This is a genomic window from Metallosphaera tengchongensis (assembly GCF_013343295.1).
Classification (GTDB): domain Archaea; phylum Thermoproteota; class Thermoprotei_A; order Sulfolobales; family Sulfolobaceae; genus Metallosphaera; species Metallosphaera tengchongensis.
The window spans coordinates 495,918-516,456 of record NZ_CP049074.1 but is presented as its reverse complement, the minus strand read 5'-3'; the positions used below and the strand labels follow the sequence as shown (position 1 = coordinate 516,456).

Annotated in this window: 21 protein-coding genes and 1 tRNA gene; 6 read left to right on the top strand and 16 right to left on the bottom strand. The window is 52.6% G+C overall.

Annotated elements, in window-relative coordinates:
* Positions 1-754: 754 nt before the first annotated feature.
* The 9 genes from GWK48_RS02685 to GWK48_RS02645 all read right to left on the bottom strand — a co-directional run bounded on the left by GWK48_RS02685 (position 755) and on the right by GWK48_RS02645 (position 9,870).
* The gene (locus GWK48_RS02685) at positions 755-2,971 is read right to left on the bottom strand and encodes an STT3 domain-containing protein (protein ID WP_174629337.1); all 2,217 of its coding nucleotides are present in this window, start codon (positions 2,969-2,971) and stop codon (positions 755-757) included.
* A 389-nt stretch (positions 2,972-3,360) separates the two neighbouring features.
* Positions 3,361-3,522, bottom strand: coding sequence for an RNA-protein complex protein Nop10 (locus GWK48_RS02680; protein ID WP_174629335.1), 162 nt, complete (start codon positions 3,520-3,522; stop codon positions 3,361-3,363).
* Complete coding sequence (locus GWK48_RS02675) at positions 3,519-4,289, bottom strand: translation initiation factor IF-2 subunit alpha (protein ID WP_174629333.1); 771 nt, start codon at positions 4,287-4,289, stop codon at positions 3,519-3,521. The genes GWK48_RS02680 and GWK48_RS02675 overlap by 4 nt, the downstream gene beginning before the upstream one ends.
* Before the next feature lies 1 nt (position 4,290).
* Positions 4,291-4,488: a 30S ribosomal protein S27e gene (locus GWK48_RS02670; protein ID WP_174629331.1), complete on the bottom strand. Its 198-nt coding sequence runs from the start codon at positions 4,486-4,488 to the stop codon at positions 4,291-4,293.
* Positions 4,485-4,772 (bottom strand): 50S ribosomal protein L44e, encoded by a 288-nt coding sequence (locus GWK48_RS02665; RefSeq protein WP_174629330.1) that lies wholly within the window; start codon positions 4,770-4,772, stop codon positions 4,485-4,487. The genes GWK48_RS02670 and GWK48_RS02665 overlap by 4 nt, the downstream gene beginning before the upstream one ends.
* Positions 4,773-5,158: 386 nt before the next feature.
* Positions 5,159-6,052, bottom strand: a complete 894-nt coding sequence (locus GWK48_RS02660) for an ornithine cyclodeaminase family protein (RefSeq protein WP_174629328.1) — start codon at positions 6,050-6,052, stop codon at positions 5,159-5,161.
* Between the two features lie 185 nt (positions 6,053-6,237).
* Complete coding sequence (locus GWK48_RS02655) at positions 6,238-6,753, bottom strand: hypothetical protein (RefSeq protein ID WP_174629326.1); 516 nt, start codon at positions 6,751-6,753, stop codon at positions 6,238-6,240.
* Between the two features lie 193 nt (positions 6,754-6,946).
* The gene (locus GWK48_RS02650) at positions 6,947-9,430 is read right to left on the bottom strand and encodes a protein kinase domain-containing protein (RefSeq protein ID WP_174629324.1); all 2,484 of its coding nucleotides are present in this window, start codon (positions 9,428-9,430) and stop codon (positions 6,947-6,949) included.
* 260 nt (positions 9,431-9,690) lie between these two features.
* Positions 9,691-9,870: a hypothetical protein gene (locus GWK48_RS02645; protein WP_174629322.1), complete on the bottom strand. Its 180-nt coding sequence runs from the start codon at positions 9,868-9,870 to the stop codon at positions 9,691-9,693.
* 558 nt (positions 9,871-10,428) lie between these two features.
* On the opposite strand from GWK48_RS02645, the gene GWK48_RS02640 reads away from it, so the two are divergent.
* The 4 genes from GWK48_RS02640 (at position 10,429) to gins15 (ending at position 12,690) form a co-directional block, all read left to right on the top strand.
* Positions 10,429-10,517 (top strand) — tRNA-Ile (locus GWK48_RS02640).
* Positions 10,518-10,588: 71 nt separating this feature from the next.
* Positions 10,589-11,323: a DNA polymerase sliding clamp gene (locus GWK48_RS02635; RefSeq protein ID WP_174629320.1), complete on the top strand. Its 735-nt coding sequence runs from the start codon at positions 10,589-10,591 to the stop codon at positions 11,321-11,323.
* Positions 11,292-12,260 carry a DNA primase small subunit PriS gene (gene priS, locus GWK48_RS02630; RefSeq protein WP_174629318.1) on the top strand — a complete coding sequence of 323 codons (969 nt, stop codon included), beginning with the start codon at positions 11,292-11,294 and terminating at the stop codon, positions 12,258-12,260. Before GWK48_RS02635 ends, priS begins: the two co-directional genes overlap by 32 nt.
* Before the next feature lies 1 nt (position 12,261).
* On the top strand, positions 12,262-12,690 hold the full coding sequence (gins15, locus tag GWK48_RS02625) for a DNA replication protein Gins15 (RefSeq protein WP_174629317.1): 429 nt from the start codon (positions 12,262-12,264) through the stop codon (positions 12,688-12,690).
* A gap of 191 nt (positions 12,691-12,881) precedes the next feature.
* Here gins15 and GWK48_RS02620 read toward each other — a convergent pair whose 3' ends face one another.
* Together GWK48_RS02620 and prs are read right to left on the bottom strand one after the other, a co-directional pair.
* Positions 12,882-13,382 (bottom strand): hypothetical protein, encoded by a 501-nt coding sequence (locus GWK48_RS02620; protein ID WP_174628443.1) that lies wholly within the window; start codon positions 13,380-13,382, stop codon positions 12,882-12,884.
* A gap of 192 nt (positions 13,383-13,574) precedes the next feature.
* Positions 13,575-14,447, bottom strand: a complete 873-nt coding sequence (gene prs / locus GWK48_RS02615) for a ribose-phosphate diphosphokinase (RefSeq protein WP_174629315.1) — start codon at positions 14,445-14,447, stop codon at positions 13,575-13,577.
* Positions 14,448-14,498: 51 nt separating this feature from the next.
* On the opposite strand from prs, the gene GWK48_RS02610 reads away from it, so the two are divergent.
* Positions 14,499-15,263: an ATP/GTP-binding protein gene (locus GWK48_RS02610; protein ID WP_174629313.1), complete on the top strand. Its 765-nt coding sequence runs from the start codon at positions 14,499-14,501 to the stop codon at positions 15,261-15,263.
* Positions 15,264-15,382: 119 nt separating this feature from the next.
* Here GWK48_RS02610 and GWK48_RS02605 read toward each other — a convergent pair whose 3' ends face one another.
* From GWK48_RS02605 to GWK48_RS02595, 3 genes are all read right to left on the bottom strand, one after another.
* Complete coding sequence (locus GWK48_RS02605; RefSeq protein WP_174629311.1) at positions 15,383-15,871, bottom strand: hypothetical protein; 489 nt, start codon at positions 15,869-15,871, stop codon at positions 15,383-15,385.
* Between the two features lie 193 nt (positions 15,872-16,064).
* Positions 16,065-16,568 (bottom strand): COG1361 family protein, encoded by a 504-nt coding sequence (locus GWK48_RS02600; protein WP_174628441.1) that lies wholly within the window; start codon positions 16,566-16,568, stop codon positions 16,065-16,067.
* Positions 16,569-17,446: 878 nt separating this feature from the next.
* On the bottom strand, positions 17,447-18,361 hold the full coding sequence (locus tag GWK48_RS02595) for a TRM11 family SAM-dependent methyltransferase (protein WP_246263878.1): 915 nt from the start codon (positions 18,359-18,361) through the stop codon (positions 17,447-17,449).
* Between the two features lie 325 nt (positions 18,362-18,686).
* Here GWK48_RS02595 and rnz point away from each other — a divergent pair, with 325 nt between their 5' ends.
* Entirely contained in the window at positions 18,687-19,562 is an 876-nt protein-coding gene (rnz, locus tag GWK48_RS02590; protein WP_174629309.1) for a ribonuclease Z, read from the top strand.
* Here rnz and GWK48_RS02585 read toward each other — a convergent pair.
* Both GWK48_RS02585 and GWK48_RS02580 read right to left on the bottom strand, forming a co-directional pair.
* Entirely contained in the window at positions 19,546-19,977 is a 432-nt protein-coding gene (locus GWK48_RS02585; protein WP_174629307.1) for an RNA-binding domain-containing protein, read from the bottom strand. The genes rnz and GWK48_RS02585 overlap by 17 nt on opposite strands.
* The gene (locus GWK48_RS02580) at positions 19,974-20,501 is read right to left on the bottom strand and encodes an AAA family ATPase (protein WP_281360012.1); all 528 of its coding nucleotides are present in this window, start codon (positions 20,499-20,501) and stop codon (positions 19,974-19,976) included. The genes GWK48_RS02585 and GWK48_RS02580 overlap by 4 nt, the downstream gene beginning before the upstream one ends.
* Positions 20,502-20,539 lie beyond the last annotated feature (38 nt).

Here is a 20,539-nt window from a genome sequence, read left to right as displayed (position 1 = left end):
CCTCCTCGTTGGGGAGTAACAACAGGCTTTACGCCGTTGACGGTAGGGTTGGACGTGGGAATATCATCGAGGCAGCCGTTATACTTAGTACAGTATAACTGAGAGTTGTCCAACGGTATTCATTTTACCCTAGTCTCTCCGTTAAGAGTGACCGCTTCCAGAGAATGGTTGCCGTACTTTACAGACTGAAGTGAGTCCTGAGAACCTCCAGGGACCTAACGCTGGAAACTGGGCGTTGGAGTAGGCCCTTCACCGGACTTAACCTTGAACCTACTTAGTAGTACGGGACTTTTGCTACCCCACCTAGCAAGAACGTTAGTGGATTAGGCTTAGAATAGGGGCTGTGTAGGAACTCCCATTGAGACCGTAGCTCTGGTTTTGTTCCCACTCTTTTAGCCCATCTGCCGTGATGAAGAAGTATAGGGAAAAAGAGTTTACAATTTGTCATCCCAGCCTGAAGGACGGGGCTTTCCCCAACTTTGTACTAACTACCTCTCCCGCTATGACAGTCTCAAGGGATGTATGTAGTCACCTCGTGGCTGTCCTACCTAGGGAGGTGACTCATCCCACCCGCCTATCTCGGACCCTTAGGTACCCTCAGCCCATACCAGACGGACCGATCTAGACCACGGAGCCCATTTCTGGTGTAGGTCACAAGTTAGCAAAAGACCCAAGAGCCCAATTCCCTGACTAACCTGAACCCCAAGACATAGCACGTGTCACGAGTCCAACGGACAAGGGAGAAACATGTTACTTAACTTACCTGGATCACCGTGCCGGGTTGTACGAACTGGTATACCACCACCATGACGTACACTTCGTATTGGCCGTTGCCGTAAAGTGGGGCCATGGATATCTGGACTGGTTGGAAATACTCCATCCTCACTTGGGGTAGAGGTGACCCCAGGTTCACACCAGTACTCGTTATCCCTCCAGAGAACGGTGCCACCACTGGGTAACCCTGTACTTGGAGACCTTCAACGAACATGTTGACTATCAGGGACTGGTAAGCCCTATGGGTCCAAGCGAATGGGAAGGAGTTACTCACTAGCCCTACCAGCTGTTGGGCTAGGGTTGGGTTGGACTGGAACTCAGTCGCTATCTGGGTCTCAGTCTGGTTCAACAGGGTGATGTTCACGTAGTCCTGGACGGGGTAACCTGCGATCACAGTCATAGCCCCCATTGCCTTCCCTATATCACCCAGGCTAGACGTGTACCCAAGGAACTGGCCCCCGAGGTTGGTCGGGTAGCCCAGGAAACCCTCCCCCCTGTACACTGTGACCGCGTCATATGCGACTATATATGTTGGGATAGTGTAGTTCTGGCTCCCGTAAGGGTAGACGTGGAAGTCGTGCTCAAGGACGTAGGCAGCGTAGGTCTCGTTGTTCAGGAAGATCTCGGCCATGAGCCTTATCTGTGTACCGTTGAGGGTGTTGTTCTCGTCTATTACCGTCTTGTTCCCCAAGACCTCTATCCAGTAACCGTAGTCCCACCAGCTCAGGACAAAGGCGTGGGAGGGTGTGTCGTACCTCAGCCAGTCCAACGTGGTGACCCAGGCGTAGTTCGGGATGGGGTAAGGTGAAGCTGAAGTGATAATGGCGTTAGGGGTGTTGCTCGCAACTATGGCTGACCCCGCGTCAGCTACCAGGGACACCCCAACGACCACGAGCAGCAGTATTGGGGCGACCCTCACGTTGGACTGCCTCAGCCTAGACACAACGTAGTAGACCCCAGCTCCGGCGAGGGGAGCTACCATGTAGGCAGTGTAGTTAAAGAGGTAGGGTTGCTCAGAAGTACCGTAAATGCTGGCAACTCCCAGGACTAGTAACCACATGCCAGCTAGGTTCCCCTCCTTTATGAAGTAGTACATCCCAATGATGGACAAGAAGATGGCGACCCCAAAATCCACTAACATGCTAGTTATGGACTGGGGGATGTACTCTGCCACCGTCCTATCGATGGGTACCGTGAACTGGAAGAACGGGTCTACGATAGCGTAATACCTTGAGGGTATTGGCGTCTTCCCTAAAACGGACAGACCGTCCATGGCCAAGACGAAGATAAACAGGATCAGGGATGAGAGTATCAAGGACTTGCTCATGACCCTCTCCTTAGGGATGACCTTCTTGAGGTAGATGTCCAGGAAGAGGAGAAGGGAGATCAAGACCATTGAAAGACCGTGTGCTGCACCTGAGAGGAAGCCTATGTTGTTCGGGGCAAAGGACGTTAGGAACCCAGTGAAGACCCCCATCAGGGTAAAGGACTTCGCTGTGACCTCGTCGTTCCTGTTGAGGAGGATCAGGAGGAAAGCGGCAGCCAGGAGGCTTATGTCGATGTAGGTGTAACCGCCCCAGGATACCTCCGCTAGGAACAGGGGTACAGAGGCTAGGGCCCCATACCACGGTTTCTTCCTCTCTATGGCAAGGTTCAAGAGGTATATGGAGAAGAGGACGAAGACGCCCCCCCAAGAAGTCTTGGGGAGTCCGCCTATCAAGTTCTTGTAAGTCAACGCAGGGGAGACAGCTATGATTAGGGAAGCAACTATTGCACCGACCTTGCTCTTGGTGAGCCCTTCAACAGCCAGGTAGGTCGCCACGACGCCAAGACCTGCTAGCGCTAGGTCTAGAAAGAGTACAACTGTATACACGGCGTTTGGGCCATAGGTTGAGTAGAAGGGTAGGGCGAGGAGTGCCGAAATGAATGGCAGGCCTATGGTGTCCCCGAGCTCTATAAAGAAACCTGAGGGGAACCAAGAGTGGACGTCAGGAGGGACTGCGTACCAGTTACCGTGGGCCTGGGCTATGAGTAGGGCGTTGTAAAAGAGGTACCATGAGTCGAACCCGTTGATGGAGAGGGGGTAGGCAGCGCTCAGGGCGCGTATTACCATGGAGACTAGGGAAATACCTAGTACTGAGACTAGGTCGACAACAACAGTTTTCCTCAAGGCGTTGGAGACTTCCTTAAGAGCCATTGAGTGAAATAGGATGACATATAATTAAGCTTAATCCAGATTTCCGTCTAAGGACTTGATCCCTTTTATGAAGTTTTACAGTTTAGGTCTATCGAGATAGGGGATGGAGAGCGTTGAGCGCATGCCCATACCGACTTCTTCCCAGCTTGTGCGTGGTACCCTCTCCGATCTAGATCGACATCTCTTGGGGTGGAGACGCTAAAAACCCACTTCAGGATTGACCAGAGGTGTATGAACATGAATAGGAGGATCCACGTGAAGATTAATAGTAGGATCCACGTGAAGGCTCAAAAGGGAAATGTGAAAGCTCAAAAGTTAAGTTTGTTTATGTATCCGTTTTAGGATGGAAAGACCGCGCGATTCTGCATGGTCAGTGTTACAACTTTAGCTTAACACTCCCTCCCCCTCTTCGCTATGACCCTGTACCTCACCATCCTGTCCTGTGGCGAAAACCTCGGTGGGTGTGCAACCCTGGTCTCCCCACCGCAGACGGGGCAGTTCTCCTTCAAGGTGTACCTCCCGTCCCTCAGGCACTTCCTGATTAACCTCATTTTGCGACCTCCGCTGAGACCCCCTCCTCCTTCGCCCTTTCGATTATCTTCTGGACAACTTCCTCTAGCCTCTGGGCGACCAACTTGGGGTCAGTCCCAGACACCTCGACCCTGTACCTCGGTGCACCTATGGTGAAAATCTTTATGTCACCCTCGTCCTCCAGGTCGAAGACCTTCCTTATCTTCTCTACACCCTCTGGGTCTAGGGTCTTCAACAGGACCACCTTGCTGTCCTTGACCTTCTTCTCCTCAGTGTGCTTTGACGCCTCCTCGAGGAGGGGTTTCACCCAGACCTCAGGGACTCCAGCGTCAAGGAGTACCTTGTCCCCCTCCTTCAACGCCTTCTGCAGAGCGTTGAAGACGTCCCCGTACCTGTCCTCAAGCTTCCAAGCTACTTGCTCCCAAGCGTCCTTCTCGCTCTTCTTCAGCTTCTGTGCAACTAGCTCGAGGATCTTGTCCGTCTTCTGTATCCTCTTCCACTGGGCGTTCTTCTTCTTCCTGTCGTCGTCATTCACCTTCTTCAGTGAGACGTCTACCGTCCCCTTCCTCCTATCGACCCTAATGACCTTGACTACTATCTTCCTGTCCTCCTTGACCACGTCCCTTATGTTCTTTACCCACCTGGTGCTGATCTCGCTCCACGGTAGGTAAGCCTGGAGGCCCCCGTACTCGTCCAAGGAAACGTAGCTACCGTAGTCAAAAACCTGTTTGACAGTAGCTATTAGGATCTCCCCTTCCCTGGGAAGTTGGTACTTGTTGTATATCATGCTAACCTAGTTGTCTAAGTATCTCCCCGGCTATTTTTGCTTTACCACCGTTGGGGAAGACGAGTTGAGTCCCACAGGAGAGACACCTAGCTGGGAAGGAGGAGTTGGAGAAAACGACCTGCTCGTTGTTGCAGTTGGTGCACTTGACCCTCAAGAAGCTCGAGGAAGGCTCCGGTATTAGGATTCTCAGCTTCTTCATTTGATCACCTCAGCCAACTCCAACTTCTTGACCCTGAGCCCATGTTTCATGATTGTGTAACCACACTTCTGGCACTTGTAGGTAAGGACCTGTTTCTTGGTCACCTTTGCGTACCTCTTCTGCTCTGGCTTCCTTGTGCTCCCGTAGCCCAGGTTCTTCCTCTCGTACCTCCTCTGACCCTCAGAGAGGGCCCTCCTCTTACCTCCCTTGTAGATGGAGACCGAATGGTCAGTGTGGGCCTTGCACTTAGGACAGTAGACCTTGACTAGTTTAGGGAACTTCATTTCAATGGAGTTATGACGGAGTAGTTAAAAAGTGTACTGTTAACTCCAAGGATTTGAGTTTTGTGGAGTCATTAGCCACGATTTGCTCCTCTCCCTCGCGTTGAGACTAACTGGACTCGGGCGATGCATATCCTACTTGCTCCACGCCCTGCGAGGCTCTCCTCACTTTGTAAAATCAAATTAATACTTGGGAAACCCCTTTAATCTCGGGCTATGAGGTCCGATGGGCGGCTAGAGCTGTGATGAGACACTGCAGCACTGAGCCCTTGGTTTCCGGTTTCCAATTTACACGGCCCCTTTACCTGCATTAAGGTAAACGGTTCTTATCCGTAAAGCCCTCGACGGGCCAACGGGGCGTGGTAGAACAAACCTCTAGGTGTTATCCTCTAGTCGGAGTACTTCAGAGCGTAATATGAAGCCAAGTTGTCCTGGACTGCCACCCCAACGCTCTTGAATATTGATGGTCTCACAATACTACCTCGCTCTAACACCTCTCCCAGCTCAGTGACTTCCTTACCCTGGAGGAGGCCCTTCGCCTTGGGCTCAATGAAGTCCCCGCTCTCCCTGGACACCGCGTCAAGGGAGTCAGCCACAAAGGTCTTTGCCCTCCTCACCACGTCGTCGTCAAGTTCCCTCGCTTCCGGGGTGTGGGCCCCTATGCTGACCACGTGAAAGCCGTCCTTCAAAAGAGCACCCTTGACCACAGGGGTTGTGGAGGAAGTTGTAGAGAATATGACGTCAGAGTTCCTCAGGAGGTACTCCAGGTCCACAGCCTCACCCCCTACCTTCTTCGCTAACTCTACGTGGCTCTTCCTCGCTGAGATGAGCACCCTCCCCACGGAGAGGTAACCCAGGGCGGTCCTGACGTGGAACTCGGCCTCCATTCCACCACCTATGACTCCAAGGGTCTCAACCCTCCTACCCACTGCTAGCTCTGTGGAGAGGACGCTGGTAGCCGCCGTCCTTATGGCGGTGAGCGTCGACCCGGGGACCAGGGCTAGTGGTTCAGCGGTCTCAGGGGACATGACCAGGACTGAGCCGTTGACTGCCGGGAGGCCCCTCGCCCTGTTCTCCGGGATCACGGCCACGACCTTTACTGTGAACGCGTACTTGGTCTTGCAGGGCATAACGCCCCACCAGTTCCCGTTAACCGTGAGGACGGCCCTGGGGGGTATTTCAGCCTCCCCCTTCTTGAGGAGGGAGAAGGCCTCCCTCATTGCCTCCACCGCAGTAGCCGGGGTTAAAGCCGCGATGAGGTCCTGATCAGAGAATACCCTCATGAGACCATATTGTTCTGAGAACTTAAATGTTGAGATGGACAGCGCCCAGGAGGCCTTGAGAAGTCGTAAAACTTAGCTCCATGGACTTATCTAGAACTAGGAAGAGACAACTTCCTAGTAAAGAGGTATGGGGTATCCAGCAGAGCGTTAAGTCCTAGAGTTAAAGCCCATCCACCCTGCTATACTCATAAGGTCGACTGTACCCTCTCCAAGTAACCAGATAAATACGACACTACCTCCATTTCCTGGGCCAAGGAGAGCTGGTGCCCGTAGAAAGTAAAGTCAGCCTCAGCGAACCCCCTGTGTACTATTATCAAAGTTGTGTTGGTCTCGTTCATTACCTGGGTGTAGTTTGAGGAAACTACCTGGCTTGGGTTTAACAACAAGACCACGAGGTAGAAGTGATAGTCCGACCCATTGACGTACTCCACGTAACCGCGATTAATCATGTAAGCCTGGTAGATCACGCCCAGGAGGGCCGGGGTAGTGTTCACTGAGTCGCCTCTGACCTCGTGCACTACTAACTGGCCCTGAGAGACTGAGAGATACCCGCTCGTCGGTAGGACTTCTCCAGGGCCGAAGGTGGAGTTAATGAAGCCCTCCCCCATGGGCTGGGGTAGACCATGACCCCTTGCTAGGAGGAGGACTAGGAGTGACACTACGAGTATTATCCCCACAGGAACCCAAATCCATCGCTTCATGGGACATGATAACACCAGGATATATTAAACGTTGATCACAAGTCCTCGATATCCCAGCCACGTCTTCAGAAATTGCATGGCCCCCATATCCAGGTGTGCCCCCAGGGGGCTCTGACTACCAGGACACTAGACGACATGACAAAATTTGCAAACCCTAAGCTTTACTCATAATTAACGAAAACCTCTCCCTCTACTACTTGGAGGAAGCCAGGAGCCTCTCCAGCTCCCTCTCAACTTGGTCAGCTCTAGGCCTCCTCTCAGGGTCTGGGTCCACCATGGCCTTTATAACCCTTAGCAGGTCCTGGCTCACGTTGGACACGTAAATGTTTGAGTAGAACTCCCTATAGACCTTGAACGCCCTGTCCAGGGGCTCAGAGTAGTTTCCCCTGTTCATGAACCTCTCCACTGCTACGTCCATGAGCTCTACTACCTCCTGTGGGTTCAAGGGGGAACTGGTGAGCAACTTGTACCCTGTAGCCCCTAACGCGTATATGTCCATGGATGGGCTAGCCCCCTTCCTCAGGAGCATCGCCTGGACCTGGTCGACAGGGCAGTACTCGGGCGTGTACTGGTCGAAGGTTGACCCTACCCTCCTCGAAGCCCCCAGGTCCCCAAGCTTTACCTTGACCTTACCCGAGAGCAGGTTATTCAAAACCTCCTCTCCACTCCTCCCGGGAGGTGACGTGAAGAACACGTTCTTAGTCTTTACGTCCAGGTGGACGTACCCCTCGCTGTGTACGATGGAGAGGGCCCTCGACACCCTCCAGAGTATGTAAGCGACTACCTTCTCCCACTTCTCCGAGTAGAATACTGCCTGCTCCTTCAAGAGGCCCTCCGCGTCTCCGCCCTCCATGAGCTCCATTACCATGGCAGGGGGCGACTTGAGGTAGACCAAGGTCTTCCCCGACATGATCTCCTTTATTGCAACCTTGTCCACGAATACACCGTACAGGTTTACCATGTCCTCAGTCTTGGAGGATATCTCCTGCAACTTTGAGGATTCCCCGGCCATGTCGGTGAAGGCTAGGCTACTCATCCTGGTCCTCTCGGAGGAACCAGGAGGAGAGACGAAGGGTACCTTCACGGCGAACCTCTTGGAGTCCCTCTCCGCCATGAGGACGTATGCTGTGCCCCCCTTGCCTAGGACAGACTTCACCTGATAACCGTAAATCTCCCGACCAACCCAAAGGTTTGGGTCCCACTGGGTCAAGGGCGGTAGGTTAAGGTCCTCCCTGACAGGGGCTGGTGAAGGCACCGGGACTGAGAGTACCTTCTTGGCTATGTCCCTAGTCCTCTCGTCTCCTGACTTGACTAGGACTAACCCGGCTAGTCTTTCTTTGTAAACACTGTCCCTCTTGGCTAGGACTTCCAGGAGAGTCCCGACGTCACTTGGGAGCTCGTCTCCCCTCATTATGCAGTCCGCGAACCCCACTAGGTCCTGACAGCTCTCGTACTGCACCTTGTAGTTCTTGACTATCCACATCAGGGCTGAGCAGTCCCCCTGCCTGGAGAGCTGACAGGCCACCTCAGTAGGGGTCACGCCGACGGTGTTGAGGAAAGAGATGTACCTCTTAGCCATGGAGTAGTGCTTGGCCCTCAAGGCCTCGGACAGCTTAGCCTTCACCTTATCCGGGTCCGTTAGTCCCCTCGGGATAACTGACGCACCTGCCCCAGCCACGACCAGTGAGGTAGCCACTAGGGCCAGTGAGGTAGCCGCTAGGGTAGGGCTTGGAGTAAGTGAGGGGCTTAGAGTAAGTGAGAAGAGAAAGACCAGTGCTGATGAGATGAGGGAGGCAGTGGAGATCGAGAGACCTAGGAGTACTGACTTCGCCTTAAGAGCAGGGACTAAGGAGAGCGGTATGGAGACCAGAGAGACCGCTGCGGTGACGAGTAGTGGGGTCGTGTATAGGTTAACTTGATCCTCGTATACCAGGACGAAGGCCAAGATAGAGCTCAGCACTGGAATTGCAGGATAGGTCAGTCCAACAGATCTTAGCGACATGTAAGGCTTATCGCGGGGGGAGTAATACGACATCATTATGAAGGAGATTAGGCTCAGCGCGGCGAGCGTAAGCCAGAACTGACCTTGCTTAGAGGAGGTCATAGGGGAAAAGAGGGACTGGATGGACCCAAGTCCTCCATGGGTAAGACCACTGACGTAATCTTGGAAATTCTCCCCTAGGTAAGTGACCGTGAGGAAAGTGAATGTCGGGAGTACTAGAAATAGGTAGACCAGGACCGAGGCTAAGTACCCTTTCCAGGTCTTGGCAGCATTATAGATTACCGGGGATGAGATGAGCAGGAGGAGTAGAAGACCTATTGAACCTGGAAGAAGGCTCTCCTCGGTTGAACTCGTGTTTGAAGAGTTACCCGTGGAGTTGGTAAAGATCGTGCTTAAAGCTACTAATACCACTACTATCCCCACCCACAGGGATAGAGCCAGACCGTAGTTCTTCGCTCTATGCTTTGTGAACGCGATCAGAGCCACGACCCAGAGGAGCGAGATCACTAAATAGGTTACCAATGACTTGGGCGATCCAAGGATGGGGCCCAAAGCGGAAAGTCCCTTAAACACATGGGTGTAAAGGTAAAGCCCGAAGACCAAGGAGACCTCAAGCCCTCCCACTACCTTCAAGATCCTAGACCACTTTGCCTTACCCCTGTAAGTCAGTCTCATGGGTTAAGTAAAGCCCTCATTTCCTAATAAAGGTTGAGAACAAAGACGAGACGCAGGAGTGCAATTCCTTGGAAACCCACCTGACGATGGGGTGCAGATAGACCTCGAATCTCAGTTTTTCTGAAGACCTCTCACCCAGGGTAAAGGTACCCCGTCCTCTCGTCCTAGAGTTCATTTTTAAGTCTAGGTGCCGTCTCTCAACATGGTCTGCTAGTTCCTTGAGACTACTCCAGGCTTGGGGGTCTGGGTTTCATCGGATCTTATATAACTTGATACCCTTGGGCTTCACGGGGGTCGAACAGGTCTTGCTTCACCCTCCTCCGCCATATTAGCGGGGTAACCTCGACCCACCTAGGTGGGATACCGTCTAAATGGGGAAAGCCGCACATCTTGGGCTGTCCATATGCAAGCCTTTCGGGATACATACCCACACCTGGCATTACGCAAAGATATTAGCATCGAGTTATACATAACTTAACCCTCTCACTGGAACTGCTTACCACGGCTCTCTCGAGACTAGGTATTGGAACCTCCCATCAAACTGAAAAGGGTACCAAGGAGTATTCAAGCCAGGTCCCCAGTCTATGGCGTTGAAACCATCTTCAAGGAGGGTCTGGGTCTCACCGGATTTCATGTCGTTTAATATAGGCCCTCGGCCCTTGACACGGGGTTGAGCAGGAAACTCACTCTCACCCCCCCCCCAAGCGGTGACCTCGGCCTACCTAGACTTTGGGAGAACATACACCTCGACTGTCCTTGAGGTTAACCAGCCTTTCTAGTTAAAGCCCACAGCTAAGGCAAGACTTATTTGTGATGTATAAAGCCTTCAGGAGTCTATTTGTATAAACTTAATAGTCTAACGGAAACTGTTAACTACGGCGAACGTGTCGACCTAACCTTTCTACACAGCACGGTAATTAGTGGACGGACAAAAGATTTAAAATAAAATTTCCTCAAATTGTGGTAAGGGTACTGAGGCTTTGAGCCAAGTGCCCAGAGGGCCCGTAGCTTAGCATGGTCAGAGCGCCCGGCTGATAACTACAGGTCAGATACCGGGAGGTCGAGGGTTCAAATCCCTCCGGGCCCAACTCTAGTCCACTGGCACTCCCCGACCGCGAGAGCGACTGACTTTTAATCTAGTCCCCCATTCATTTACTTATGAAGTTTAAGGTAATTGATGCCCTGTCCATAGCCTCCATATTCAAGACCCTAGGGAGCCTAATGCCTGAGGTCACGGTCCTAGGTCTCAAGGAGGGCTTGAGGATAAGCGGTATCGACCCGGCTAGGGTGGCGTTCGTGGACGTGTTCATCCCCCAGGGCTACTTCCACGAGTACGAGTCTGGGGAGAAGGAGCTGGTCACGGTAAAACTGGAAGAGGTCATTAACTCCCTGAAGTACGTCAAGAAGACTGACAGCCTCTCCTTCCAGACCACTGAGGACAGGATGCTCATCAACCTCGACGGGGACTTCGAGAGGACCTTCCACCTGCCCCTCCTCTCAGGGGAAGAGCCCAAGACGCCCTCCATCAAGCTGGAGTTCCCCTTCAAGGCGAAGTTGCTGACCTCGACCTTCTCCGAGGCGTTGACGGTACTGGCAGATATGGGGGACTCGGTAAACTTCTCGTCCCAGGAGGGGAAGCTGGCCCTCTCGGTGGAGGGTGACGTCGGGAGGACAAGGATTGAGCTGTCTGAGGAGGCAGGAACCCTACTGGAGGCCTCAGGGACCGAGTCGTCCAGCAGTTACGGTATGAACTACGTGTTTAGCACAGCTAAGATGAGGAACTCCTCCGACGTAGTGGAGGTGATGTTCGGTTCACAGCTCCCCCTCAAGCTCAGGTTCCAGCTACCCCAGGAAGGGTACGGTGATTTCTATATTGCCCCCAGGGCAGAATAAGATAATTAGGACACTTTTCAGGGAATACTACGAGAGGGCCGAGCTCGAGCTACCCTTCGATATGGAGCTCAGGGAGTTCGGCTTCCAACCTTTGAACGGTGGGAGTTACGTTAGACACATGTCCTTCGCCTCACCACTAGAGCTCAAGATGTTCCTAGTCAGGGAGACCCCGGGGCACGTCTTCTACTCCTCAGCCAAGTACCAGAGGCCCTCAGCTAAGGACATGGAGGAGAAGGGGTGGATGGGGTCGGACCTCCAGTTTGACATAGACGCGGACGACCTGTGCGAGGTGAGGAGGATCGTCTTCTGCCCCGTGTGCGGTAGGGAGGTCGCCGACAAGTGCCCAGAGCACGGGGTCGAGTCCAAGGAATACGTGGAGATAGGGGAGGAGTGCATGAGGAAGGCGTGGGAGGATGCCAGGGACTTGAGGGATATACTGGAGGAGGACTTTGACCTGAGGCCAAGAGTTTACTTCTCAGGGAACAGGGGGTTCCACGTGCTGGTGGAGTGCACAGGGGACTGCGCGCTCATGGACTCAGAGGACAGGAGGGAGGTGGTGAAGTACGTGAAGGGGGAGTCCTCACCCGAGGCAGGGCAACAGGGGGACCCAGGGTGGCCAGGGAGGAAGGCTAGGGGTGTTAAGGGTGTAGAGGTAGACCAACAGGTGACCGTTGACGTACACAGGTTGGTCAGGATACCTGGGTCAATACACGCAAAGAGCTCACTGGTGGTAAGGGAAATGGAGGAGTTCAGGTACGACCTCTCCCTCTCCCCCTTCACCGGTGTCGCCGTGTTTAAGCCCTACCTGTCGGGGGAGTTTAACCTGTTGGACAAGAAGTTTGTACTGGAGAGAGGTGTACCAACGGAGATGCACGCCGGTTACGCCCTTTTTGGGTACATGAAGGGCCTAGGTGAGGTGACCTACTACGTTAGATGACGTGCTAGCTAGGGAACTTAAGGGAGAGGAGGCTGAGGTGATAACGGAGGAGGAGGCTGAGGAAGCCATCTCTGCATTCAGGAAGGTCAGGGGGAAGAGGGACAAGGTCCACGACGCCGAGCTGAAGGTGTACTCAGAGATAGCAGAGTCCCTGTTCGAGGTGAGGCTGATGAAGGTGGTCGAGGGGAAGAGGCTTGACAGTAGCTTCGACTCGTGGATACAGGAGGTAGTGACAAAGATGAGGGAGTTCTACGTCAACTTACTGACTGGAGGCTACGTGACCAAGGGGAACAAGGTACTGTGCCACGTGAAGACAGAGGTGGCGCACGGGGGGATTTCCTTGAAACCTGGTGACTACCTCTTGACTCCAGCTAAGACCGCTCTCTACCTCTGGCTACAGGACTTGGTTGAGCCTGCTAGGTCCTCTTGAAGTAGAAGGGTTTGTTGGAGGGGAGTACAGAGGGGAGAGTAGCCATGGAGATGCGTGCGGATGACCCTTTTTTAGACTTAGAGTTCCTTTTCTTAGGACTCAAAGTCCCTGTTGGAGAAACCTAGTAAAAATAGAATCTAGTAAAAATAGAATTATATTAAAAAAGACTTTGTTTAGTATTGGTTCATGAGTTACTTAACAGTGGCGTTCAAGACTCCTTGCAACGTTAGGGTGGGAGATAGACTTCCCTCGGACAGAATGATAGTTATTGGGACTGAACCGCCTATGTTAGTAGGAGTTAAAGTACCTGGCAGATTATTGGAATAAATGACTATGGACAATGGGCCGTCAAAACCTCCTGGGATATTGCTTTGTAATTTTCCATTATAATATAACTCTGGCGAAGTGTTTGTAATGTCACCCACTGAAATGCTCGTTATTGACGCTTGAGTGGTACCAGAGTTCTTGATGTCTACGGTGACAGTTATCTTGTATGGAGCCATACCATTCGTACCAGTAACGTTAACTATAGGGGTCGATATTGCCTGTACTTGTCCGCTACTACCGAAGGTGCCAAAGAGGCCGAAGGCGAAGACGGCTACTGCTAAGGCTAGCGCTACGCTGACTATTACTAGGATTAGGGCTGTTACTGCGCCTGAGATTGCCCTCTTAGACTTGAGATACCTTCTCATGTTGTATCTGAAAATAATGAGAAATCATCTATATAAACTTAATGTCTATGTAAGTCCTGTTATTTGCGTCATGACACCCCCCTAGAGTGAGTGAGAGTACCGGTGACTCGGTTAAGCGTTTTAACGCTCAGGACAGACTTCGCTTTAAGGCCCAACGGAACTAGGCTGTTCCACCTAAAGCCCACCTTGGCGCTACAGCTTCAGGGCGATCAGGTCAGATACGTCCACCAGTTTCACGTTGTCTTGAGGCACAACTGTGTTTACCCCAACCAGGTCTCTCACCCCAGCTTCCTTAAGCCTAGTGAGAGTGTCCTTGACCATGAGGAGGTGGACAGCTGCTGCATATACGCCCTCCGCCCCAAGGGAGTAAGCTACCTTTGACGCCTCGACGAGCGTCCCGCCCGTGCTGACTATGTCGTCCACCAAGATGACGTCCCTCCCTTTGAGTGAACCTATGGAGATCCCCCTCACCCTTATTTCACCCGTGATCCTGTCCCTCTCTTTCTCCAGGTAGGTGTAACCACACCCTAGTTCCCTGGCCAACCTCTCCGCCCTGTCCACTGCTCCCCTGTCCGGGGCTAGAACGAAGGGGCTGTTCACCCTGCCCCTGAGCTCCCTACCTAAGGCCGGTATGGGATCCACTACCCTAGCCTCCCCCGGAAAATAGGAAAGGGACTCAGGGTGGTGTGGTTCCACCACCACCAGTGTAGAAGCCCCGGCAGCGTAGATCAAGTTGAGCACGGTCTTCACACTTATCGCCTCCCCGTCCAGGAACCTCCTGTCCTGCCTGGAGTAGGCCAAGTAAGGTACAACTGCAGTTATCTTTGTGGCCCCGGTGTCCTTCAAGGCCTCGAGGACGAGGAGTAGCTCGACCAAGTTCTTGTTCTGTGGGGGCTGCGTAGTCTGGACAACGGCAACCTCCTCCCCAGTCAATGGCTCAGGGACCCTGACGTAGGACTCCCCGTCTGGAAAGACCTTATGGACTACCTTCACGAGTTTAGACTTGGTGATCTTGGCCAACCTCTCGTCTATCCCGTTGGTCGCAGTTCCTCCTACTATTATCATTAAGCAAAATGTAAGGGTGAAGTTTTAAAGGTTAAGCGGTCATGTAAACCCATGTATTACGTTTTCTTCACTGGGACTGCTGGCTCCGGGAAGACCACCATGGTGAAGGAGTTCCAGGGTTACCTCCTGGACCAGGACATGGACGTGGCGGTCATCAACATGGACCCGGCAGTGGAGGGACTGCCGTATTACCCGGACCTAGACGTGAGGGAATACGTGGACGCTACCGAAGTGATGCGGAGGTACGGACTAGGGCCCAACTCTTCGTTGATAGCGTCGATAGACCTCCTGCTCACGAAGGCAAGCGAGATAAAGGGGGACCTGGACAGCGTGGAGGCAAATTACGTGCTGGTGGACACCCCAGGTCAGGTGGAGCTCTTCGCTTACAGGGAGACCGGGAGGTACTTTTCCTCCCTACTCGTGGGTGGGAACAAGAGCGTGAACGTCTTCCTCATGGACTCCTCCCTGGCCAAGGAGGCTAGGAGTTACGTCTCCCTGCTACTCCTCTCGAGTTCAGTGAGGTTTAAGCTGGGTATGCCCCAGGTTAACGTGCTCTCCAAGGTCGACTTATTATCAAGGGACGAGCTGGACGCCCTGATGAGGTGGGGGGAGGGGGAGGAGATAGTAGACCACCTAGGTGTAATTGATGAATACTCCTTTGAGTTGGTCAAGGCCCTCCTGGAGAACATGGAGGTCCCCCCGGTGCCAGTGTCCTCAAACTCCGGGGAGGGCTTCGACGAACTTTACGCTGAGATACAGAGGGTCGTGGCTGGAGGGGAGGACTTCGCCACTGAGGAGAACAACAGCAGGCAGTAGGGTGAAGGAACAGAGTGGTGGGATCTGTATAGAACCCTGTGTAATAAATATGGATCGTTAATATGGGTACAAAAAAGATTATCTTCTAGAATTTTATTAAAAATAGAAAATAGCTTTATTTAGGGTGCACTTGTGTCGTTGAGGACTCCCTGTAGCGTGAGCGTGGGTGATAGGCTCCCCTCGCTAAGCACTACAGTTATGGGCACAGACCCGCCTACATTAGTCTTGGTGAGTGAGCCAGGAAGATTCTGCAGACCAGTCAGTTTAACAGTCACAATGCCGTCGAAACCTCCAGGGATTGTAGAAGGAATAACGGTAAAGCCAGTAGATTCAGTGATATTTCCTATAGAAATGCTAGTTATCGAGGCTGCATTGGTGCCTGAGTTCTTAAGATCAAGAGTTACCGTAACATTGTATTTACCATTAGACGTGGTAACATTCACTGTTGGGGTCCCGATTGCCTGTACTTGTCCGCTACTACCGAAGGTCCCGAAGAGGCCGAAGGCGAAGACGGCTACTGCTAAGGCTAAGGCTACGCTCACTATTACTAGGATTAGGGCTGTTACTGCTCCTGAGATTGCCCTCTTAGACTTGAGATACCTTCTCATGTTCTATCCGAAGAGAGATGGGAAATCATCTATATAAACTTAATGTCTATGTAGGCCCTGTTATTTGCGTCATGAGACCCCTAAAGTGAGTAACAGCACAGGTTACTGGGTTTGGCTTATAACGCTCAGGGCAAATTGTGAAACTCTCAAAAAATGGTAACTTTGTTTTAAAGCTCTTGCGTACCTCTATAGCTTAGAACTTAGTGGAGTTAAGCACTCCTTGTAGGGTCAAGGTGGGCGAGAGACTCCCCTCACTCAGGACTATGGTGATTGGTACAGAACCACCTATGTTAGTGGTGTTGAGAGTCCCTGGCAGCTGGCTTGGAGTAACGTTGAACAAGACCGTGACCTGACCGTCATATCCTCCTGGTATGGTGGCTGGGATTACCTTAAAGCCTGAAGAGTTGGTAAGGTCTCCTACAGTGATGCTGGTTATGGACGCAGCGTTAGTACCTGAGTTCTTGAGGTTAAGGGAAACGCTGACTTCTGCTACTCCTACGCCAGCTTTATTGTTGACACTATAAACGTTCACTACAGGTGTGCCGATTGCCTGTACTTGTCCGCTACTACCGAAGGTCCCGAAGAGGCCGAAGGCGAAGACGGCTACTGCTAAGGCTAAGGCTACGCTCACTATTACTAGGATTAGGGCTGTTACTGCTCCTGAGATTGCCCTCTTAGACTTGAGATACCTTCTCATGTTCTATCCGAAGAGAGATGGGAAATCATCTATATAAACTTAATGTCTATGTAGGCCCTGTTATTTGCGTCATGAGACCCCTAAAGTGAGTAACAGCACAGGTTACTGGGTTTGGCTTATAACGCTCAGGGCAAACTTTAATTCAAAACTAAGTGCAGACAACAACTTTTTTGATATAAATTGAATTTTCTTTACTAGGAAAAGTTTTATGGTAAGGCCCTCCATTTGGCGAGGATATGGGTGGGGCTACCATCTCTCCAGCGCACGGTAACCTCTACCCTTTTAAAGTAGGGTCCTGATAGACCTTAGCTCCCAGGACGAGGTTGCTTTAGCCTTGACGTCTCACTTGCTTTTTCGGTCCGTGGACGTTATTTTCTGACACTACCTCGCTATATTGCTTTCATGAGTTGGCCCGTGTCGGTTACGGTGTTAGGCTGACGTCGGGGACGGGAGACGTCAGCTGTAGGCGGACTAAGGTCTTTGGGGCTGATAACCAGCAGTACTACCTTGGTGTTTGGCATCCCAGGTCTGGGCTAGTAGTGCCCTACACGTTAACTAGGCCTATCTCCCTATGTTGATACACGTTTGGGATAGTCTAACTACTGTTCTGACGACCGCGTATTGCGGGAGAGACCGGTTCCAGCTCCTCATCCATGGGGTCGACGAGAGGGGAGTTCAATAAAGGGGACTGTCCCCTGGAATATACCTATGTCTAAAACCCTTTACCCCACCTTGAAAGACTAGGTTACATTTTTTCTATTAAGGGCAACGTTAAAACTAAATAGAATTGAAATTTTTAAAATATTCTTTTCAAAATCCAAAGATATTTAGTCCTAGAATGGAGAACGCCGACCGCTAGAGACTAAGAAGGATTGACCTCACTTCTCCACTACGTATATTGCCCTAGATAAGCTCTTGTGTAGGTAAATGTAGTGGGTGCTCAAGACCCTCATACCAGCAGACCTTATCTGGTCCCTCCAATCTAGGTTAGAGTCGGTGGCGAAGACCAACCTCCCCTCAAGGATATCCGGAACCGCGTAGAAGAAACCCTCGTAGAGCTCACGGAGTTTCATCCCCCTAGCGTTACTGGACCTCCCATAAGGTGGGTCTGTGACGACCGCGGACTTCCCACTAAAGGGGAGGGAGGTAGCTGACCCTAGGCTCAGCTCACAGTTTAGGCCGAAGAAATTGAGATTTGTCCTGGCCTTCTCCAACGCCCTGACCTCCACGTCTAGCCCGTAACAGCTAAAGCCCATCCATGAGGCCTCTATTAAGATAGACCCCAGGCCCGCAAAGGGGTCTAGGACCTTACCAGATGGCTTAGCTAGGTTGACCATCAGCCTGGAAGTATAGGGGTCCATGGTCCCTGACTGGGAGAAGGGCTTTCTGGAGTGGTCCAGCAGACTTTTGCTGTCCCTCTCCTCTTCCCTTAACCCGGCTATTAAAACTCCGTCCGTATAGATCAGGTCCAACTTCTGGCACTCCCTTGACGTCTTAACGCCTTCCACCAGCTCGCCGTAGAGGGACTTAAAGGAGGCCTTGTCTACCCCCAAGATCACATCGGGCTGTATCGAGAAGCACTTCCCCCTCAACTCCTTGTTGACCTCCCCTGGGTCGCTGGAGATGGAGACGACCTCCCCTACAGCCTTGATCGTTGAGGACCTCCTGGCTATACCTCCCCCAGCCTGGAAAAGACCGACTCCCGTAAGGAAGTGGACTTCCCCCTCTACGAGGGCTCTAAGTTCAGCCATGGAGGTGAACATCTCGTCGTTGCTGAGTTTAGCGTATTTCACGGGTATACGACAACAACTTGTGGGAAAAGTTTCACTTAAAGCTTACCCAGAGAATCGACCGTGTTTAACGGAGGTACTGGATAGCCTGTCTTCTGTTCACATGGAGGTCGAAGATACAAGTCTAGTCCACTGGTTTGAACTCTAACCCCTCCCAGCCCTAAGCTAACCCCTCCCAGCCCTAAGGGGCCTCCCTTTCCGTCGTCAAGGACGCTAGGTCGCGTATAAACCTGGCGTTAGCAACGTAGAGGAGAAAGGGGTGGAAGACCAGCGGAAAACTTAAACCCGACCGAGCACACTAATGACCAGCTCGTTCTAGGTGGACTAAGTGATCAAGGTAGTTTTCGTGGGCACTGGAGGAGGTGCACCCTCAAGGAGGGGGCTGCCAGCCTTCCTAGTGAAGAGGGACGACTTCTCAGCCCTCCTCGATTGCGGGGAGGGGACCCAGATAACCATGGTCAACCACTCGCTCAACGTCATGAACGTGAAGCTGATAGCCATCACCCACCTCCACGCAGACCACGTCCTGGGTCTTCCCTCCCTGATCCAGACCATGGGGATGTACGACAGAAGGGAGAAATTGACGGTCATGGGACCTAAGGGGCTGAAAGACTTCCTGGAGACTGTTTTCGAGAGGACCTACTTCAGGCCCAACTTCCCCATAGAGTTCGTTGAGTCCTACGAACAAGGTAACGTTAAGGTGACCCCGTTCCCCACCTGTCACGTAGTCCCCTCCCAGGGCTACTTGGTCCAGGAGGCGGACTCCTTCAACCTCGACGCTGATAGGTTGAGGAGCGAAGGGGTCACTGACTGGAGGGTCATGAGGGCCCTAAAGGAGGGCAGGGAAGTCAGACTCGGGGAGAGGACCCTGAAACCGGAGGACTTCCTGATCCCCAAAAGGGGGGTAAAGCTCGCTTACACTGGCGACACCAGACCGTGCGAGAAAGTGGTGAGGGCAGTCTCAGGCGTGGACCTGCTCCTACACGACTCCACCTTCGAGAAGGGCATAGATGCGGGCGAGTACGGTCACTCCACCTCAGTGGAGGCAGCTGAGGTAGCCCTAGAGGCTAAGGTTAAGAGGCTAGCCCTAGTCCACGTGAGCTCCAGGTACCCCGACCCTAGCGAACTGCTAAAGCAGGCCAGGAGGGTCTTCCCCATGACAGTCCTCCCAGACGACCTGTCATTCCTCAGTCTTCAGGCATAGGGTTCTCCCAGAGGGGCCTGCCCCTGGCAGTCCTGGGGGCTAACCAGTCCACCACAGCCTCCAAGTCCCTGTGGAACAAGGTGAAGGTTATCGGCCCTAGGGGGGACTCACTCTCGCTGTCCACGAACGTGATCCTCCCCACTGTCGCAGCCTGCTTGTGCAACATGAACTGTAGCCTGTCGCCCTGGAGCCCTCTCCTGAGGTACCTCCTGGCCGCGTCCAGTATCCTCTCCTCCCTTAAACCCCTGTGCAACTTCGACAGACTACTCAAGGTCCTAGACTCAGCTACTAGGAGGCTGTACTTCCCCTCCTCCACCTTGACTGCCTCAGGCGTGAAGAAGTTAAACATAGCTACCCTTACCTTGTCCTCGTCCTCTGAAGGCCTTAGCTCTGCCGTGACCACTACCCTAGTCAACCTATCTTCCCCATTAGCTCAGCTACTCTCCTCTTAAAGTCCTCCTCAGTCCCATCGTTTACCACCACGTAGTCCGCCATGGCTATTACACCCCCTATCCCCAGGGATATCTCCTCCATGTCTCTCCTCCTCAGGTCCTCCACCCTACTGGAGTCGTCTGCCCTCAACCTCTTCATCAGCCTCTCGTACCTGACGTTTGGGGGGGAGTGGACAGCTATGAGTATTGGGTTCCCTAGCCTTGAGAACTCCTCAACTTCAGCCAGGTTCCTCACCCCGTCGAAGGCCACCCTGTCCTCCGTCCCCCTCAGTTCCTCAATGCTTAGCCTGGCTACTATTCCGTCTCCGTAAATTTCCCTCATCCTCTTGGCGTAGTCCATCAACCTCTCGCCGTGTCTAGCCTCCCTCTCGAACCTCTTCCTTACTGAGTCGCTCATGACGATTACTCTGAACCCCTTCTCCTTTAGGAGGGATGAGAGGAGGGACTTCCCTGAACCTGGCATACCAGTTATGAGAATGACTTTAATTGGAGACCACCTTTCCTTAGGATTGAGGGGTTAAAAAA

Coding starts and splice junctions, on each gene's coding strand:
- GWK48_RS02685 (WP_174629337.1), bottom strand. CDS start 2,971: ATGGCTCTTAAGGAAGTCTCCAACGCCTTGAGGAAAACTGTTGTTGTC.
- GWK48_RS02680 (WP_174629335.1), bottom strand. CDS start 3,522: ATGAGGTTAATCAGGAAGTGCCTGAGGGACGGGAGGTACACCTTGAAG.
- GWK48_RS02675 (WP_174629333.1), bottom strand. CDS start 4,289: ATGATATACAACAAGTACCAACTTCCCAGGGAAGGGGAGATCCTAATA.
- GWK48_RS02670 (WP_174629331.1), bottom strand. CDS start 4,488: ATGAAGAAGCTGAGAATCCTAATACCGGAGCCTTCCTCGAGCTTCTTG.
- GWK48_RS02665 (WP_174629330.1), bottom strand. CDS start 4,772: ATGAAGTTCCCTAAACTAGTCAAGGTCTACTGTCCTAAGTGCAAGGCC.
- GWK48_RS02660 (WP_174629328.1), bottom strand. CDS start 6,052: ATGAGGGTATTCTCTGATCAGGACCTCATCGCGGCTTTAACCCCGGCT.
- GWK48_RS02655 (WP_174629326.1), bottom strand. CDS start 6,753: ATGAAGCGATGGATTTGGGTTCCTGTGGGGATAATACTCGTAGTGTCA.
- GWK48_RS02650 (WP_174629324.1), bottom strand. CDS start 9,430: ATGAGACTGACTTACAGGGGTAAGGCAAAGTGGTCTAGGATCTTGAAG.
- GWK48_RS02645 (WP_174629322.1), bottom strand. CDS start 9,870: ATGCCAGGTGTGGGTATGTATCCCGAAAGGCTTGCATATGGACAGCCC.
- GWK48_RS02635 (WP_174629320.1), top strand. CDS start 10,589: ATGAAGTTTAAGGTAATTGATGCCCTGTCCATAGCCTCCATATTCAAG.
- GWK48_RS02620 (WP_174628443.1), bottom strand. CDS start 13,382: ATGAGAAGGTATCTCAAGTCTAAGAGGGCAATCTCAGGCGCAGTAACA.
- prs (WP_174629315.1), bottom strand. CDS start 14,447: ATGATAATAGTAGGAGGAACTGCGACCAACGGGATAGACGAGAGGTTG.
- GWK48_RS02610 (WP_174629313.1), top strand. CDS start 14,499: ATGTATTACGTTTTCTTCACTGGGACTGCTGGCTCCGGGAAGACCACC.
- GWK48_RS02605 (WP_174629311.1), bottom strand. CDS start 15,871: ATGAGAAGGTATCTCAAGTCTAAGAGGGCAATCTCAGGAGCAGTAACA.
- GWK48_RS02600 (WP_174628441.1), bottom strand. CDS start 16,568: ATGAGAAGGTATCTCAAGTCTAAGAGGGCAATCTCAGGAGCAGTAACA.